The following is a 16,207-nucleotide window of genomic DNA, read 5'->3' as shown; positions in this document are numbered from 1 at the left end:
AGAAGTTAAAAAGCGATAAACACGATCAGAAAACTAGACTACAAAAATACTCAACTTTTTAACTTGAATTAAACATTCTGCTCAATCACCGCCGCCAACTGGTGCGCCGACTGCATACCTGAACGTTGCCACTTGATGTCACCGTTTTTAAACAGCATAAAAGTAGGTACACCCTGGATGCCCATTTTCTGAGCCAATGCAGGATTGCGGTCAACGTCTATTTTGATGATGGAGGCTTTATCTCCAACTTTTCCGGCCAAATCTTGCAAAATGGGAGCCATCGCTTTGCAGGGGCCACACCATTCCGCAAAAAAATCTACCAGAACGGGTTTGTCCCCCTGGATTAGTTCGTTGAAAGAGACTTTCTTTTCCATGTTATTTCTTTTTTGTTCTACACAGGACAAAAGTACCGCCTTGTACAGCCAAGATGCCGTGATCGAGATCACATTTATCAAAAATAATGTTTTCTTTGGGTTCGGTTTTATTTAAGTAATGGTATGAAAGGCAATTTAATGGAAGAGACACCCTTCTCTTTTGTTCCATATCAGGGCACGCAGTTTGAGCCAGCAGAAATGCTCAAACGCAGCGAAAGTTATTTCCAATGGATGAATCAGCGGCGTACGATTCGTGAATTCTCCGATCGGCCAGTGCCCCAGGCAGTGATTGAAAACATCATCATGACTGCTTCCACCGCTCCTTCTGGTGCCCACAAACAACCCTGGACTTTCGCCATTGTAGCTGATCCTACCATCAAAGCCAAGATCCGCCAGGCTGCCGAACAAGAAGAGTATGAAAATTACCATGGCCGGATGTCGGAGGAATGGCTGGAAGATTTATTGCCCTTTGCTACCGATTGGTATAAACCATTTCTGGAGCTAGCTCCGTACTTGATAGTGGTTTTTCGCAAAGCCTACGATTTATTGCCAGATGGCACGCAACGCAAAAACTATTATGTACAGGAATCCGTAGGTATAGCTTGTGGAATCCTGTTGGCTGCCATTCATCACGCTGGGCTGGTGGCACTTACCCATACTCCCAGCCCGATGAATTTTTTGCAAAATATTTTGCAACGTCCCGAAAACGAAAGACCTTTCCTGCTCATCCCGGTGGGTTATCCCGCCGATGATGCTCAGGTGCCAAACTTGCAACGCAAGGAAAAGGCGGATGTAATCACTATTTACTAACTCACACTGTAGTGGCGACCCATGTGGTTGCTCTGCCGAATAAGGGCTTCAACGTTAGGTTGCCCATCCACACCCACACTCACACCCACACCCCAACTATATATGTGCACAGTTACCTATGTGTCGCCCGCTCCCGGGCAGTTCATTCTTACTTCCAATCGCGATGAAGCCCCATCGCGGGGTGCCACCCGTTTGGCCGTAGAGGAAAGAAATGGTAAAAAACTCATCTTCCCGCAAGACCCTGCTGCTGGAGGCACCTGGATCGCAGCGGCCAACAACCAGCGCATCGTTTGTTTGCTCAACGGCGCTTTTGAAGCCCACAATCGACAAACTCGTTATCGACTGAGCCGGGGTATTATGGTGCTGGATAGTTTTACCTTCCCCAGTGCCACGGCATTTTTCAAAAGTTACAACTTTGAAGGGATTGAACCCTTTACCCTCATCATGATTGATCGGGGCGCCTTATGGGAATTGCGGTGGGATGGACAAGAACAGTATGTCAAAGCGCTCGACCCACAGGGGACTCACATCTGGTCATCGGCTACCCTTTATCCTGCAGATGTTCGGTTCCGCAGGGAGCAGTGGTTTGCCCGCTGGTTGGAAAATCGAGCGATGTTTTCAGCCAGTGCAATGTTGGATTTTCACAGGCATGCCGGGGATGGAGATACCTGGAATGATGTGGTAATGAATCGTGGGGACGTGGTACGCACTGTGAGCATTACTTCGATCGAAAAAACTGAATCCAATCTTAACTTTAGGTACCTGGATCTGCTTACTGCCAATGAACAAAAGGCACAAATGGAGTTATCGCGTGAAGAGGTGGAGTCTAATTAATAATCCGGTTTGGATCAAATTGTGGAACTGGGAATACTGGCCTACCCTGGCTTTTTATTGGCCCATGTTTATTTACGGACCGCTGCTGGCCTTGCGTTCCCGTCATGCCTGTTTCTTTACGGCGGCCAACCCGGGAATTTTAGCAGGAGGTTTGGGGCTGGAATCCAAATATGCGACCATTCAAAACCTGCCAGCTTCGCTTTGCCCCAAATCCATTTTAGCGCCGCGTGGACGGGATTTGGCCCTTATCCTGGAGGAAATTCGCCAAATCGGAATCGAGTTTCCCCTCATTGCCAAACCAGATGTTGGCTACCGCGGTTTTTTGGTGAAAAAATTGGATACGCCGGATCAGCTACGTGCTTACCTGAGCCAATATCCGATTGATTTTATCATCCAGGAATACCTCAATTATCCAGAGGAGTTGGGGGTCTTGTATTACCGCTTGCCCAATGCTGAAAAAGGCAAAATCACCTCATTGACCCTAAAAGATTTTCTACACGTAACCGGTGACGGGAAATCGACGGTTTTGGAATTGATCGAAAGTACTCCACGTGCTTTGTTACAACTGGAGCGGCTGCAAGAAACGCATTGGCAATTGTTTAAAAACGTGCCTGCCCTTGATGAACGTGTCGGCTTGGGGGTAATTGGCAATCACTCCAAAGGGACCCAGTTCATCAATGGCAATCAGTATATTGATGACACATTGCACCATACCTTTGACACAGTGGCTAAACAAATCCCTGGCTTTAGTTATGGCCGGTTTGACATCAAATGTACGAGCCTGGAGGATTTGAAGCAGGGCAAAAATTTCAAAATTATTGAGTTGAACGGCGTTTGTTCGGAACCCACTCATATCTACGACCAAACGCTGGGCAGTTATTTTCGGGCGGTAGGGACGATCATGAAACACTGGACAATTGTCAGAAAAGTAGCCGCCGCCAATCACCGCAAAGGAACTGCATATATGCCTGAACCACAAATGATTAAAATGTTGACAGGGCTGCGGGATTACCATCAAAAAATCAAGGCTGCGCTAAAGGTTGAATAATTGTGACAGAATGAGCTGCACTGCTCACAATCACCATTTTGATTGATTTAATTCAATGATTTCGGCAGATTTTTACTGCACATTAGGGTTTGTAAAGAACAATATTCCTAACCTAAAAATGCAGTGACAATGTCAATCGTTCGTTGGAATCCGATGGTAGCGCCGACATTCCGGTCGCTGGTCGAAGATTTCTTTGGTGACTCCGATTTCCTCAACTTTAAGGACAAAAACCTGGTTCCGGCGGTGAACATCAAGGAAATGGAAGGCGAGTTTGAAGTAGAACTTGCTGTACCAGGCATGACTAAGGAAGACATCAAGGTGGAAGTACTGGATGGGGTAATGACCATCAGTGCTGAAAAAAACGACAAAAAAGAAGAAAAAACCAAGAAGTATACCCGGCGCGAATTCAGCTACAATAAGTTCAGTCGCTCCTTTACGTTACCAGAACATGTGGATGCCGAGGCCATTAAGGCCAACTATGTAGATGGGGTCTTGCACCTCAATTTGCCAAAGACTGTCAAATCGCTTCCTGAAGCGAAGAAAATATTAATCGGTTAGTTTAAGAGACGATAGGAGGGCCATCAAGGGGATGGCCCTCTTTTTTTATGGCTCCATTTCATTTCCTTCCATTTCACCAACATATTTTCCTCTTTTGGGAACTTTTTGTAGCGCTTTCACCTTTATCGCTACATTTGCAGCCTAAAGTCCGACTGAAATGTACCCGAAACTGCTTTGGAGCAGCCTCTTCCTTGCCCTGCTCTCTACCACACTTTGCGCGCAGGAAGCGCGCAATGACATGCAAGCCCGTTTTCGCTTGCAAGCCAAAAAGACTACTCAGCCCATTAAAATTGACGGCAAACTCGACGATCCGGCGTGGCAAAATGCCGATACCACGAGTCATTTTTGGCTAAAATGGCCCATGGATGGCCGCCATGCCAACGCTCAAACCAAAGTACACTGTACGTACAATGAGCAATTCCTGTACATCGCCGCCACCTGCTATCAAGATTCGGGAAAATACATCCTGCAAAGCCTCAAACGCGATGTAGGCTATTGGGAATCAGATGGTATCGCCGTGGTACTCGATCCTGTTAACTTGTCCAACAATGGTTACTTTTTTGGCCTAACGCCTGCCGGAGTTCAAACCGAGGCACTCATTGCTGCCACCAGTGGTAGTGAAACCGACGAAAGTTGGGACAATGTCTGGTGGGGTGAAGTTCAAAACTACCCCGATCGTTGGACCGCCGAGTTCGCCATCCCCTTGCGCATTCTGCGCTTCAAGGATGGCCAGAAAGAATGGGGGATCAACTTCATTCGCAATGATGCCAATCGAGGGCATTTCAGCGCCTGGGTGCAAATTCCCCTACAATTCAACGGCACTGACCTGGGCTGGACCGGCGCACTCCAATTTGAAGAAGGACCTAAAAACGCTTCGCGCAATTATGCATTCATTCCTTTTGTGACCGGAGGAACCGATCGGGATACCGAAAACGGAATCCCTGCACGGGCCTATGGCGATATTGGTTTGGATGCCAAAATTGGCCTGGGATCTTCCCTCAACCTCGACCTGACTATCAATCCCGATTTTTCCCAAATTGAAATCGATGAGCAAGTGATCAACTTAACTCGTTTTGACATACAACTGCCTGAAAAGCGTACCTTTTTCCTGGAAAACGCCGACCTCTTTGGCAATTTTGGTTTTGATTTGATCCGCCCCTTTTTCTCCCGCCGCATTGGCCTGGATGACAATGGCAACCAAATTCCTATCCTGGCGGGGCTAAGGCTTACTGGAAACATCAACGCTGACACCCGTATTGGGGTACTCAACATGCAAACCCGCAAACACGAGGCCCAAAACCCCGAGAATTTTTCGGCACTGGTTTTTGACCGGCGCCTATTTGGCCGAACTACGCTGCGGGGTTATTTCCTCAATCGCCAGGAAACCGGGAGTCAGGAACTGAATTCCAAAAACTGGAGCCGCAATGCTGGGGGGGAATTTTTGTACATCGCACCCAAGGGCTCGATCCAGTCCTGGGTGGGTTATCACCAGTCCTTTAAACCCGAAATCAATCAGCAAGACTGGTGGGGGCAAACCGGATTTGAATACACCAGCCGCAACTTTGAATTTATAGCCGACTTTTTACACATGGGCCCCAATTATTACGCCGATATGGGTTACGAATTGCGTGTTGCGAACTACGATGCTGCCAGGGACACGACCCTGCGCATTGGCTACAACTACAAATTCCTGGAAGCGACCTGGCGCATTTTGCCCAAGCAGGAGAGCAGTAAATTGAACAGTACCGAAATTTCGGCCAACAGCTTTATGGTGTTCAACCCTAATTTTAGCATCAACGAATACAACAGTGGGATCAATCTGGAGCTCAATTTTCGGAATACCAGCCAGTTTGCTTTGTACACCAATTTTAACTACGCAAATGTACCCGTCAGTTTCAAATTTGACGACGAGCCAATTGAGGAATATCCGGCCCTTCCCGCAGCACGCTATACTTTTGCCAACGCCCGAATGGAATGGAGCTCTGATTCGCGTAAGGCCCTGAATTGGAGTGCTGGCTTTACCGGAGGTGAATTTTACAATGGCCTGCAATGGACGGCGGACCTTAGCATCGGTTTACGTGCCCAACCCTGGGGGAATTTTCGGGTGGCGGCCAGCTACAACAAACTGGACTTTCCCAAACCTTACGCGGATGCCGAAATTTTGGCGATCACGCCCCGCATCGAGTTCTTTTTCAGTCGCAATTTGAACTGGACTACTTTTTTACAATACAATACCCAAGCCAACAATTTTAACATCAATAGCCGGATTCAGTGGCGTTATCGCCCCATGAGTGACGTGTTTGTGGTGCTGACCGACAATTACTTTGCCCAGGGCTGGGCGCATCGGAACCGGGCGCTGGTGGTGAAGGTGAATTATTGGCTGTAGAAAATAAGTTGAGGAGTTGAGGAGTTTAGGCTACCGCAGCGACTTGAACAAGGGCCTTGTCAAAATAGCTGCGGCAGCCTAAACTTCTCAACCCCTCAACTTCTCAACTTTACTGTACCGGTGGTACCGGAGAAGGCACCATATTATCCACCGGCGGCAGCGACTTTAAAAACGCAAAAATCGCCTTCATATCCTCTTCCTTCATGTTGACATAGTTTTGCCAGGGCATCGGTGGTAAGAGCGGGCGACCTCCATCCAAACCTTTGGATTTTCCTTCGGTAAGGGCTTTTTTGAACTGCTCGAAAGACCATTCTTTGATTCCCGTTTCATGTGGGGTCAGGTTGGCAGAATAAGTGGTACCCCAAGGGCCAACTGAAGCCGTGGTCATCGGGTGAAACAAAACCCAGGGTCCAACGATCTTTGGATCAGGAACCGGGGGAAGGATCACGCTGGCCGGATGTCCAGACATGCGCAGTTTTGGATCCGGAATTGGGCCTTTGTCGGTCATCATTTTTGGCGAATGACAATCCTCACATCCACCGGTCGTGACGAGGTATTCTCCTCTTTTGATCAGGTCTTCTTCGGATTCCGCAACGGGTGCTTCATTGGTTTTTGGTGCCTCCTGGGCGCACTGAAAAGTTAGGAAAGCCAGGGCTAAGGCTGGCAGCCAGATCAGCATTTTTTTCATACAAGATGTGATTTTAGGAAAGGGTACTTCGTGTTTTCCCTCTAATGAAGCTTTAAAATAGTAAACAATATTTGATTGGGAAGAAAAATAGATACTAAAAAAGGAAATGTCTTAATTCTATTAGAGCGACGTTTAAGCACAAATCTGTTTATTTTTTTGATAAGTTATTGAATGTACAGGCTTAGGTGATTCCTTGAGTGCCTTAGGTTTCTTAGGTGGTGAAAAAACATATTCTTTCACCACCTATGAAACCTAAGGCACTCAAGAATCACTTAAGGAGTGAACTTATTTATTGTTCCCATAAGCCTTATCTAAAAAGCGGTACCGCCCATCATCCTTCGCCTTCACAGCCTTGGATTCCACATCGATCACCATTACAGCTGGAGTGGCATCCCCTTTCTGGGCAGCGGGCCATTGCGGCAATTTGCCCCCATTGGGATTTCCTGAGATGATGAAATTGGCGAAGTAGTTGAGCATGGTTTCCGATACCTTGTAGTCATCGGGTGTCCAGGCATAATCATTCACCAGATGCAGGTTGCCCATACAGTATTCAATCTCACAAGCGTGAGCCGCTCCAACGGGTTCTGGGGGCTTGGGCGCATTGGGATCGCGTTGCATGGTACCGCCGGCCAAACCGGAAACCAGGTTTTGATCCACCAATGGTGGCCGAATGCGGCTGTACAAATAACGGTAAACGGGTTGAGTGCTGTTTTGTACATGCAAATCTGCCCATTTCCAGGTACTGTATGCAATGAATCGATCGGCGGCCAAGGCAGTTGCCGAGAGCTCAATCTCTTTGGTCGAGCCATGTGGATACAGCTTCAGCACTTCTTCATGGTCGTTGGGGTAAGCCTCTTTTACCTTTTTGACATAGGCTTCTTCCGTATAAGGTTGTCCTTGCATGAAGGCCCCTCCGGGGATTTCAGCCGAGTTCCAACCCAGCAAAAGTGGCACCATGGCCTGTTGTTTGGCGGCAAAAATTTCCGGGATGGTTTTGGGGTAAAAATAGCCGTCGATCACAGTTGGGAAACCAAAACGCCGTGATTCGGTGTAAATTTCAAAGATCTCCCGGGTGCTCAATTTGCGCAATTCTGCCAGGCTAGGGTAGCCTGCTTTTTTTGCGAATTCAAGACCCGTTTTTTCTGCTTCAGCTAGTGGAACCGGAGCCAGGGTGGGGTTTATTCCCGCGCCACTTTCACCAATGGCACCTGCGATCAGGCCCTTGGAGAGGGGCGAGGCCATTTGAGCGCTTACCGAGATTGACCCTGCAGACTCTCCGGCAATGGTGACTTTTTTGGGATCACCGCCAAAAGCTGCAATGTTTTTTTGCACCCATTTGAGGGCTGCACTTTGGTCGAGCAAACCATAATTTCCGGAAGCCTTATAGGGCGCTTCGGCACTCAGCTCGGGGTGTGCAAAAAAGCCAAAGATGTTCAAGCGGTAGTTTACCGTAACCACCACGATGCCTTTTTTGGCCATACTTTCGCCATCGTAACGAGGCTCGGAACCATCGCCAGCTACAAAGCCGCCGCCGTAGAAGTAAACCAGTACGGGCAGGTTTTTGTCGGTACGTTTGGCGGGTGACCAAACGTTGAGGTAAAGGCAATCTTCACTCAGGCCTTCTGAGCGGAATTTCATGTCGCCAAAAACAAAACCCTGCACCGCCCGTGGACCAAACTTTTTGGTCATTTTGACTCCAGTCCAGGGCACCAATGGCTGCGGGGCTTTCCAGCGGAGTTGGCCAACGGGTGGCTTGGCGTAAGGAATGCCCAGGTAATATTGCATACCGGTACGGATATCGTAGTTGCCTTCAATGAGGCCGTGTTCTATTTTGGCTTGAACCGGCATATAGAAGTTGGTTTGTGCCAGCGCCGAAAAGCCCAGCAACAGTAAGCCGAAAAGGAATAGCGATCGATACATAGGATGTGATTTGATTTATTGTCACAAAGTGAGACAATGATAGGAAGAATTTTGGAAAGAAAAAAGAGGGGTAGGAAATTAAGGTAACCTGATAAAATACAATCTGGCTATTGTTAATTTTTTTACGCAGATTATTTATAAATGGGTACGACCTTGGCACTTATGGCTCAGTACTCTGGCGAAAAGGGGAAAACCATGTTTTTGGGTGATTCTTGTGTGTTGCAGAATTATCCGGATCGTGAAGCGCGGAAGTTGATGCTGCAGTATACGGGGGCGGGATGAGCCCCTAAATTCGTTCACCATTCGAAACTTTGAGTGAATTCAAAGTTTCGAATGGCACGCTTAAAATAAGAATTAATTGCTATTCAACAAATTTCTGATCTTTTGAAAGTCTGGATGGGAAACTCCACTCGCCTCTAAATCTGAAAAATCCTTGAGAAACACTTGTTTATAAGTGGTGTCTTCATAAGGTCTATCCCGGTAATTTACATAAATAGCCCTAGCTTTTTCAAATTCATTATTAAATAGATAAGCTAAAGGTAGGTTGGTATACAAGTTAGCATCTTGAGGATCTAGTTTTAGCCCTAAAAGCGCAGCTTCTAACGAGCGTTTGAAATCCTTAACCATCAAGAATTGCCAAGCCAGATTACTACAGTAACTGGAGGCATGGAGCCGTTCAATATGGTCAAAATAATCAGCAGCTAATTGAAAGAACTCAAAAGATTCCAGGAAATTCTCTTCATCGTATTTAGCAACGCCCAGTTTCATAAAGTAGTTAGCAGTAATTTTCGGGTTAAGTTTTTTGAGTTCTGCTGTATTCCATTGATTTCCTTCAATGTATATGTTTGTTAGGGCGGTTAAACGGTTCAGTTCAATGGGGAGTTTAGTCAACTGGTTTCTATAAATGACCAAAACCTTCAAATTGGTCAATTTTCCTAATTCTACTGGCAGGCTAGTCAATTTATTGTCACCTATCCTTAATTCTTCAAGAGATTGTAAATTCCCGATGGATGATGGCAGGCTCTCTATCTTGTTCTCAGATAAATCCAATACTTTTAGATTGCTAAGTAGCCCTATTTCTGGTGGTAATGCTTTGATGCCGAATTTAGGGAGGCTCAGGTGGTTTAAATTTTTCATTTTACCTAGCGATGCTGGAATTTGGGATACCGAGTCCAGGGTCACTTGCAAAAGGCCCTTATCTGGAGCTACTTGAGATGAAGCCCTTAGTGCTAGACCTTTGGGACTTTTTGCTAAATCTGTAAATAGCTGATCCAGGTTCAATTTGGAGTTTGCTCCCAACTTAAGCTTATTTAGCTCTGGCAAAGCACTAAATTTTAAAGCGATAATACTTAAGTTATTGTGGTACAATTCTATTTCTTTCAACTTTTTAAGTTGCCCTAATTCAGCAGGTAGATTGGTCAGTGAATTCCAGCTTAAAAACAAATATTGTAGATTGGACAGTTTGCCTAACTCTGGCGGTACATTACTAATCCTAGTGTAGTGAAGGTCTAGGTTCTCCAAATTAGAAAGTTGACCAAGCTCTGGCGGGATGGCTTGGATTGGATTTATTCTTAAAATTAACTGGCGAAGATTTTTCAACTGGCCGAGTTCTTTAGGAATACTTTCAAGTCTACACCATTGTGCATTTAATCTTTTTAGGTTCTGGAGTTTACCCATTTCAGGGGGCAAACTGCTGATTTGAGTACTCGCGACGTTCAAGTTTTCAAGTTCGCTTAGATTGCCTATCTCACTGGGCAATCTGCGTAAAAATGTCGATTCTAAATCCAAAGATTTTAGTTTGCTTAATTGTCCAATTTCCGGGGGTAATTTTTGTAAGCTTCGATTAGAGTTTAAGTTTAAAACTTCCAGATTTTTTAATCCACCAACAGCAGCACTTAAGCTGTCAAATGCATTACTATATAACGTTAAGTGGCGAAGCTGTTCAAGATTTCCAAGTGCTTCTGGAAAAGTTTTGAATTTGTTGTAGCTTAAATTTAAAAGTAATAACCCAGATAAATTGCCTATTTCCGCTGGCAAGGTGCTTAATTTATTATCCTTTAAACCAAGTTTCTGCAAAGCCTTGAGTTCACCTAGCTCAGGAGGTATAGTACTTAAGTCATTGCCGCTTAAATCGAGGTATTGCAGGTTTTTTAATTTCTGGATTTCTTTAGGCAATGTTTTAATTTTGTTAAAAGACAGAAATAAAAACTTTAGCTTAGGATAGTTGGTGATTTTTAATGGAATACTGTCTTTTAATTTACCCCTTAAATCTAAAGCTTCCGTTTTTTCGTTGAGTTGAGCCAGTTCATTGGCCAAAAGGTATTCTCGACCTTTGGTATCAATCAAATAGTAGTTTCCTTCATGTTTTCCTTTGGCAAAGCCATCATCATCAAAACGAGTAGCCTCTGAATAAGCTCTATAATTAAGTTTTTCTCCTTGCTTGGTGATGAACATAAACCCTCCAAAGGTATTGACCAAGGCGAAACTATCTTTATAAAAATACAAATTATCAAGGATTTTATTGGCTCGAATCAGTGCACTATCAGGAATAATGCTTTTTTCTACTGGAGCTGCTTTTATAGCGGGTTTTTGACCCCAAACCAATGCACAGTGCACTAAAAGCAAGATGAGACTTAGAATTCGCAACATGAGATTTAATTGTGATTGAAAGTAAAGTATTGAGTACGCAAATAAACTATTTTTATTTAATAAGTCTATTTGGAACAATAGGCTCTAAGTTTTGTTGGCTTTAATTAGATATCTTTTTACCAACGCAATTAATACCACGAACAATGTAATTCCCAATACCAAAATCAACACCCGTCCCGATTTCAACTGCTCCAGCAACCAATTCGTAAAATAATACCCGATCCATCCGTATACGCTCACCCAAATGCTGGTGCTTAACAGGCTGAACAACAAAAAGCGGCTGCTGCTCAGTTTACTCGCACCAAACAACAAGGGTAATACAATGCGGAATCCATAAATGAAACGGTAGGATAAAAGCAGGAGTGTGCCATAATTTGCGAGCAAATGATCAATTTTGGCAGCCTTGAGTTGGAGTTTCTCGTTGCGCTCCAGGTAGCGTCGCCCTTGTTTGCGGCCGGTGAAAAAATAAAACCAGTCGGTACAAAAAGTACCCAAAAAAAAAGCTGCAATGGCCCCGGATAAGTCCACATACCCTGCCCGTGCAGCCTGGATGGCGCTGATGTACACCAACTCGCCTTCCAGGGCTGCACCGGCAAAAATGCTCAGGTATGCGACAAGGTTCACTTATTTGACTTTGAGCCTTACAATGGGGCAAATCATCTCTTCGAGCGAAATGCCGCCGTGTTGGAAGGTGTTTTTGTAATAGTTGTGGTAGTGGTTGTAGTTATTCGGGTACAGGAAAAAGATGTCTTCTTTGGCAAAAATATAGGAAGAACTCAGGTTTGGGCTGGGCAGACGAGCCTCTTCGGGTTTCCGAATTTCCAGTACATCCTTTTTATCGTACTGGAGGTTGCGCCCCATTTTGTAACGCAGGTTGGTGGTGGTTTCCCGGTCACCTACAACTTTGGAGGGGGTGTTCACCCGAATGGTACCGTGGTCGGTGGTGACAATCAGCTGGATGTCCTTCTCGGCCAGTTTTTGTAGGGCTGACCAAAGCGGTGAATTTTTAAACCAGGACAGGGTCAACGAACGATATGCCTTTTCATCACCTGCCAATTCCTTCAGCACCTCCATCTCGGTACGTGCGTGCGAGAGCATGTCGATGAAGTTGTACACGATGACGGTGAGGTCGTTTTTGACGTAGTTGAGCACGTTTTCCTGCAACTGGCGCGCCTGGGCTACGCTGGTGATTTTGAGGTAATCGTGCTTGATGTCTTTGCGCAGGGTACGGCGGATTTGTTCTGCCAGCAGGTCTTTTTCAAAGAGGTTTTTGCCACCTTCCTCGTTGTCGTTACGCCACCAATCGGGGTGGTGCTTGTCGATTTCGAGGGGCATCATCCCCGCAAAAATGGCGTTGCGGCTGTATTGGGTAGCAGTAGGCAGGATACTGCAAAACGTATCCTCATCCTCCACTCGGTACAATTCACTCAAGACGGGCTCGATGACCTTCCATTGGTCGAAGCGCAGGTTGTCGAGCAAGAGCACGAAGGTGGGCGTGGTATTGTTGAGCAGCGGGAATATTTTGCGCCGAAACAGCTGGTGCGACAGCACTGGCCCGTCGCTGTCGTGTTGTACCCAGTTCAGATAGTTTTTGGTCACGTATTTGGAAAACTCGGTATTGGCCTGGTTTTTTTGCATGGACAAGATGTCGCCCATCTCGGTAGAATTGGCCTGATCGATTTTGAGCTCCCAATTGATGATGCGGCGGTACACCTCCACCCATTCCTCAAAGTTCAACCCACTATTGATCTCCATAAAAATCTGCCGAAACTCCTGCTGGTAATCTGAGGAAGTTTTTTCCCGCACCAGGCGATCGTTGTCGATGATTTTTTTGAGGGAGAGCAGGATTTGGTTGGGGTTGACTGGTTTGATGAGGTAGTCGGCAATCTGGGAGCCCAGGGCTTCTTCCATCACCGTTTCCGCCTCGTTTTTGGTGATCATCACCACGGGTAAGGCCGGGTTTTCAGCTTTGATGCGGGCCAGGGTTTCCAATCCAGTTATACCGGGCATACTTTCATCCAAAAAAACTACGTCGATGTCACGGTTTTGTTGACATTCTTCCAGGGCGTCGTGGCCATTGGTAACGGTGATGACTGAGTAGCCTTTTTTTTCCAGAAACAAAATCTGGGGCCTGAGCAGGTCGATTTCGTCATCGGCCCAGAGTATGATGATTTTATCCATATTGGATTTTTTGGGCCCACGAATGAATTCATGGGTTATGGTTGTTGGTTGTGGGTTTCAAAATTAGATTACACAAAAATCAGTTTTTCTGGGTTATTATTGTTTAGATGGGGAGGGAATTTGAGAATTTAGAGGAAAATTTGATGTGAGGAGAAAGATACCCTAAGGATTGTCATTTTTTGTGCAAAAAATACCCCTTGCCCCACTCCCCAGACTTTCCGACCTTTGCCCCAAATTCTTACCATGCCACGCCACAAAATCTTCAATGACCCCGTTTACGGCTTTGTCACTGTGCCTTATGGCATCATTTTCGACTTGATTGAGCATCCCTATTTCCAACGTTTGCGGCGGATCAAACAGGTGAGTCTTACGCATTATGTATACCCGGGGGCATTGCATACCCGTTTCCACCATGCCCTAGGCGCTTTTCACCTCATGACGGAGGCCATTGAGGTATTGCGATTCAAAGGAGCCGACATCAGCGAAGAAGAAGCGGAGGCCGTAAAAATCGCGATTTTACTGCACGATATCGGGCACGGGCCGTTCTCACACACGCTTGAAAACACTTTGATCAACGTGCACCATGAACGTTTGTCGCAATTGTTCATGCAAAAATTGAACGAGGAGTTTAACGGCGCATTGAGCCTGGCCATCCGTATTTTTGATGATTCTTATCCCAAAAAATTCCTGCACCAATTGGTCTCCAGTCAATTGGACATGGATCGGATGGACTACCTGAATCGGGACAGCTTTTTTACGGGAGTATACGAGGGCGTGATCGGTTACGACCGCATCATCAAGATGTTGGCCGTGCACGAGGGGGAGTTAGTCGTGGAGGAAAAAGGCATTTATTCGATCGAAAAATTCCTGATTGCCCGGCGGCTGATGTATTGGCAGGTGTATTTGCACAAAACAGTATTGTCGGCAGAACAAATGATGATTCAGGCCCTGCGCCGCGCCAAACAAATCGCCAAACAGGGGGTGAAACTCTATTGCCCGCCCAATATGGAGTTGTTCATTTACAACGATTTTGCGGAAGCCGATTTTCTCTCCCGCCGTGATGAATTGCTCGAAGCTTTTGCAGGGCTGGACGATTCGGATATTTCCGCCTCCTTGAAAGGTTGGATGAAAACGGAAGATCAGGTTTTGGCTTTCTTGGCTACCGGACTGGTCAATCGGCGTTTGTTCAAATTGGAACTGGCGGACCAGCCTTTTGAATCAAGCTACATGGAAACCCTCCGCCAACAAATCGAACAATGGTGGCTTGGCCCGGCAGATGAGGCAACTTACCTACTGCTGAGTGGCAAGGAAAGCAACCATGCCTACAATCCGCAAAGTGAGGAGATTAAAATGTTGTTTAAAAATGGGGTGGCCAAGCCGATGTCGGAGTTGTTGGAGCCGGGGCTGCATTTTAAAAATGTGACGAAGTATTATGTGGGGTACCCGAAGATGGGTTGAGGGAGGGGTGTACTCCTGTCGTCCCTACGCTACCTCCCACGCTGTTTCCCACGAATAAATTCGTGGGTTGGGCGGTATGGTGGCCTCCCACGGATAATGAAGTTTTTTGAAATAAACGATCTTTTGTAGCTGCCAGCATTTTTCAATTTCAGGCTCATTTAGGGACGCTTTATTTTAAAAACTTCATAATCCGTGGGTTGGCTGAAGTCGGATCTTGATGTGAAGAGGTGTCTTCAACGCTTAAAATCCTCCCATCCTGAGTGCTTCATACGGCTCTTCGGCTTACCCGCCAACCCACGGATTTATCCGTGGGAGGCCACTATATAGTCTCACCCCATGGATTTATCCGTGGGAAAACATGGATAAATCCATGGGAAAAAACTCCTAAAAAAACTTGCACAATAAAAACTTTTTGTTTATTTTTGACTCACGTTTCAAACAATATCCTCAAAATGGTTTTTATGGGCAAGGTGAACAAATATCTAAAGAAGAATTGGCTCAAGGTGGCCATTGTGCTGCTTTTGGTATATGGTGCCACGCGTAAAAACCTGAGTTTGCGGATCAACATGAATACGCCTGTCAAATCGGAGGAAAAGCAGCCGATTCTGCCTGCGCCCGCAGTCAAAGAAGGATATACCGAAAACCGCAATAACGCAGTTCCTGAGAACAAGTTTTCCCTGGACCCTTTCCCTAGCAAACAATCTGCTTCAAAACTAGCCGAAAAACTGGGTCAACTTGACGAAGCAGCCAAAGCCAACTTTGTCCACCGTTTTGTAAAAGTTGCAGTCAACGAACAACACAAATTCGGCATCCCTGCCTCCCTCATTTTAGCCAATGCTTTGCTCATGAGTCAGGCTGGCCAAAGTGCAGGCGCCCAGGTAGCCAACAACTTCTTCAACCTGCAATGCACCAGCGATTGGCAAGGGCCTACCTTTGCCAGTGGCAAAACCTGCCTGCGCAACTATGAAACAGCCTGGATGAGCTTCCGCGACCACAGTTACTACATTACAACAGGTACATTTTCACCACTGCGAACAAAAAGCACAACAGATGTAAAAGGCTGGGTGGATACATTGCAGGAACTAGGGTTTTACCCCACAAAAGCAGACGCCAAAGCAGTTCTGCTAATCATCGAACAATACGAACTGACTGCTTGGGATAGCCGATAAAAGAAAAAGTAGATTGACCCCTGCAATTATTGCCGGGGTTTTGTATTTTTGTTTTGTTTACACGCCTTACATAAAATCAACTATTGTTTCGGGAGTGCCTTTGCAAAGGTCATTGTCAAGGTAATGCACTGC

At 46.0% G+C, this 16,207-nt stretch carries 14 protein-coding genes; 8 read left to right on the top strand and 6 right to left on the bottom strand.

All coding sequences use genetic code 11. From position 1 onward, the window contains the following. Positions 1–68: 68 nt before the first annotated feature. Complete coding sequence (gene trxA, locus ACO08K_RS00445) at positions 69–374, bottom strand: thioredoxin (protein ID WP_421794410.1); 306 nt, start codon at positions 372–374, stop codon at positions 69–71. 123 nt (positions 375–497) lie between these two features. Here trxA and ACO08K_RS00440 point away from each other — a divergent pair, with 123 nt between their 5' ends. The 5 genes from ACO08K_RS00440 (at position 498) to ACO08K_RS00420 (ending at position 6,010) form a co-directional block, all read left to right on the top strand. Beyond that, a complete protein-coding gene (locus ACO08K_RS00440) occupies positions 498–1,184 on the top strand; it encodes an iodotyrosine deiodinase (RefSeq protein WP_421794409.1) in 687 nt (228 codons plus the stop codon). 102 nt (positions 1,185–1,286) lie between these two features. Continuing rightward, positions 1,287–2,018 carry an NRDE family protein gene (locus tag ACO08K_RS00435; RefSeq protein ID WP_421794408.1) on the top strand — a complete coding sequence of 244 codons (732 nt, stop codon included), beginning with the start codon at positions 1,287–1,289 and terminating at the stop codon, positions 2,016–2,018. Further along, positions 1,996–3,066 carry a hypothetical protein gene (locus ACO08K_RS00430; RefSeq protein ID WP_421794407.1) on the top strand — a complete coding sequence of 357 codons (1,071 nt, stop codon included), beginning with the start codon at positions 1,996–1,998 and terminating at the stop codon, positions 3,064–3,066. Before ACO08K_RS00435 ends, ACO08K_RS00430 begins: the two co-directional genes overlap by 23 nt. Before the next feature lie 129 nt (positions 3,067–3,195). After that, positions 3,196–3,624, top strand: a complete 429-nt coding sequence (locus tag ACO08K_RS00425; protein WP_421794406.1) for an Hsp20/alpha crystallin family protein — start codon at positions 3,196–3,198, stop codon at positions 3,622–3,624. A 157-nt stretch (positions 3,625–3,781) separates the two neighbouring features. Next, a complete protein-coding gene (locus ACO08K_RS00420; RefSeq protein WP_421794405.1) occupies positions 3,782–6,010 on the top strand; it encodes a DUF5916 domain-containing protein in 2,229 nt (742 codons plus the stop codon). Positions 6,011–6,119: 109 nt separating this feature from the next. Here ACO08K_RS00420 and ACO08K_RS00415 read toward each other — a convergent pair whose 3' ends face one another. Together ACO08K_RS00415 and ACO08K_RS00410 are read right to left on the bottom strand one after the other, a co-directional pair. Further along, positions 6,120–6,698 (bottom strand): c-type cytochrome, encoded by a 579-nt coding sequence (locus ACO08K_RS00415; RefSeq protein ID WP_421794404.1) that lies wholly within the window; start codon positions 6,696–6,698, stop codon positions 6,120–6,122. 285 nt (positions 6,699–6,983) lie between these two features. Beyond that, the gene (locus ACO08K_RS00410; RefSeq protein ID WP_421794403.1) at positions 6,984–8,618 is read right to left on the bottom strand and encodes a carboxylesterase/lipase family protein; all 1,635 of its coding nucleotides are present in this window, start codon (positions 8,616–8,618) and stop codon (positions 6,984–6,986) included. Positions 8,619–8,759: 141 nt separating this feature from the next. On the opposite strand from ACO08K_RS00410, the gene ACO08K_RS00405 reads away from it, so the two are divergent. Next, a complete protein-coding gene (locus ACO08K_RS00405; RefSeq protein WP_421794402.1) occupies positions 8,760–8,900 on the top strand; it encodes a hypothetical protein in 141 nt (46 codons plus the stop codon). Between the two features lie 72 nt (positions 8,901–8,972). On the opposite strand, the gene ACO08K_RS00400 is transcribed toward ACO08K_RS00405, so the two are convergent. The 3 genes from ACO08K_RS00400 to ACO08K_RS00390 form a co-directional block, all read right to left on the bottom strand. Further along, positions 8,973–11,267: a leucine-rich repeat domain-containing protein gene (locus tag ACO08K_RS00400; RefSeq protein WP_421794401.1), complete on the bottom strand. Its 2,295-nt coding sequence runs from the start codon at positions 11,265–11,267 to the stop codon at positions 8,973–8,975. A gap of 84 nt (positions 11,268–11,351) precedes the next feature. After that, entirely contained in the window at positions 11,352–11,891 is a 540-nt protein-coding gene (locus ACO08K_RS00395; RefSeq protein WP_421794400.1) for a DedA family protein, read from the bottom strand. Beyond that, positions 11,892–13,448, bottom strand: coding sequence for a response regulator (locus ACO08K_RS00390; protein WP_421794399.1), 1,557 nt, complete (start codon positions 13,446–13,448; stop codon positions 11,892–11,894). It abuts the gene before it with no gap. 243 nt (positions 13,449–13,691) lie between these two features. Here ACO08K_RS00390 and ACO08K_RS00385 point away from each other — a divergent pair, with 243 nt between their 5' ends. Then, positions 13,692–14,906 (top strand): HD domain-containing protein, encoded by a 1,215-nt coding sequence (locus tag ACO08K_RS00385; RefSeq protein WP_421794398.1) that lies wholly within the window; start codon positions 13,692–13,694, stop codon positions 14,904–14,906. 461 nt (positions 14,907–15,367) lie between these two features. Next, a complete protein-coding gene (locus ACO08K_RS00380) occupies positions 15,368–16,075 on the top strand; it encodes a glucosaminidase domain-containing protein (RefSeq protein ID WP_421794397.1) in 708 nt (235 codons plus the stop codon). Positions 16,076–16,207 lie beyond the last annotated feature (132 nt).

It is taken from the genome of Haliscomenobacter sp. (assembly GCF_965225875.1).
Classification (GTDB): domain Bacteria; phylum Bacteroidota; class Bacteroidia; order Chitinophagales; family Saprospiraceae; genus Haliscomenobacter.
This window is presented reverse-complemented; position numbering and strand designations above follow the sequence as displayed.

Coding starts and splice junctions, on each gene's coding strand:
- ACO08K_RS00390 (WP_421794399.1), bottom strand. CDS start 13,448: ATGGATAAAATCATCATACTCTGGGCCGATGACGAAATCGACCTGCTC.
- ACO08K_RS00410 (WP_421794403.1), bottom strand. CDS start 8,618: ATGTATCGATCGCTATTCCTTTTCGGCTTACTGTTGCTGGGCTTTTCG.
- ACO08K_RS00425 (WP_421794406.1), top strand. CDS start 3,196: ATGTCAATCGTTCGTTGGAATCCGATGGTAGCGCCGACATTCCGGTCG.
- ACO08K_RS00440 (WP_421794409.1), top strand. CDS start 498: ATGAAAGGCAATTTAATGGAAGAGACACCCTTCTCTTTTGTTCCATAT.
- ACO08K_RS00380 (WP_421794397.1), top strand. CDS start 15,368: ATGGGCAAGGTGAACAAATATCTAAAGAAGAATTGGCTCAAGGTGGCC.
- ACO08K_RS00420 (WP_421794405.1), top strand. CDS start 3,782: ATGTACCCGAAACTGCTTTGGAGCAGCCTCTTCCTTGCCCTGCTCTCT.
- ACO08K_RS00415 (WP_421794404.1), bottom strand. CDS start 6,698: ATGAAAAAAATGCTGATCTGGCTGCCAGCCTTAGCCCTGGCTTTCCTA.
- ACO08K_RS00385 (WP_421794398.1), top strand. CDS start 13,692: ATGCCACGCCACAAAATCTTCAATGACCCCGTTTACGGCTTTGTCACT.
- trxA (WP_421794410.1), bottom strand. CDS start 374: ATGGAAAAGAAAGTCTCTTTCAACGAACTAATCCAGGGGGACAAACCC.
- ACO08K_RS00405 (WP_421794402.1), top strand. CDS start 8,760: ATGGGTACGACCTTGGCACTTATGGCTCAGTACTCTGGCGAAAAGGGG.
- ACO08K_RS00435 (WP_421794408.1), top strand. CDS start 1,287: ATGTGCACAGTTACCTATGTGTCGCCCGCTCCCGGGCAGTTCATTCTT.
- ACO08K_RS00400 (WP_421794401.1), bottom strand. CDS start 11,267: ATGTTGCGAATTCTAAGTCTCATCTTGCTTTTAGTGCACTGTGCATTG.